Source organism: Bacillus sp. LR--39 (genome assembly GCF_053613335.1).
In genome coordinates, this window is sequence record NZ_JBSIOT010000624.1 from 1 (window position 1) to 826 (window position 826).

The 826-nt window shown below is 42.1% G+C and carries 2 protein-coding genes; one reads left to right on the forward strand and one right to left on the reverse strand.

Translation table 11 applies throughout. From position 1 onward, the window contains the following. Positions 1–589 (forward strand): YitT family protein (locus tag ACWHAR_RS25390; RefSeq protein ID WP_452088223.1); only part of this gene is annotated, 589 nt, incomplete at its 5' end. A gap of 41 nt (positions 590–630) precedes the next feature. Here the strand turns inward: ACWHAR_RS25390 and ACWHAR_RS25395 are convergent. After that, positions 631–826: aldehyde dehydrogenase family protein (locus ACWHAR_RS25395; RefSeq protein ID WP_452088224.1), on the reverse strand; the 196-nt coding region annotated here is incomplete at its 5' end.

Sequence of the window (826 nt, forward strand, 5' to 3'; positions counted from 1 at the left end):
GGCAAATTCGCTTTTTCTTCATCTGACACATGGGTGGAGCATTCCGTCTGATGAATTGATCATTAATACGATTTTCGCAGGTGTATTTGCCGGAGTCGGGATCGGCATGATTATCCGGGTCGGCGGGACGACGGCTGGTTCCGCGATTCTGGCCAGAATTGCTAATAAATATTTAGACTGGAATATCAGCTATGCACTCTTGTTTTTTGATTTAATCGTAGTATTTAGCTCTTATTTTATTATTGGTGCAGAAAAAATGATGTTTACGATCGTGATGCTGTATATCGGTACCAAAGTGATGGATTTCATTATTGAAGGTTTGAATACGAAAAAAGCCATTACGGTCATTTCAGAAAATAAGAGTGAGATTGCAGAGCAGGTAAATACCTTGATGGATCGGGGCGTGACGATTTTATCAGGGAAGGGAAATTATACGGGCCAATCAAAAGAGATTTTGTATATCGTCATTAACAAACAGGAGCTGTCTATGCTGAAAAAAATCATTAGAAGCTGCGACAAAAAAGCGTTTGTGATCGTTCATGACGTACGCGATGTGTTTGGCGAAGGGTTTGTGGATATATCTAAATAAAGAAAAATCCCTCTGTACTTGAAGCAGAGGGATTTTTTCAATTAGAACGGATATTTGCGGTATTGCTTCTGTATCGAAATCCATTTGGTCACGGTAAATTCCTCGACGACCCACGGATTACCGAAGCGGCCGACACCGCTTGCTTTGTTTCCGCCAAAGGCAATATTCGGCGAATCATTGACGGACTGGTCGTTGACATGGGTCATGCCGCTGTCAATTTGCAGGGCGAACTTTTCG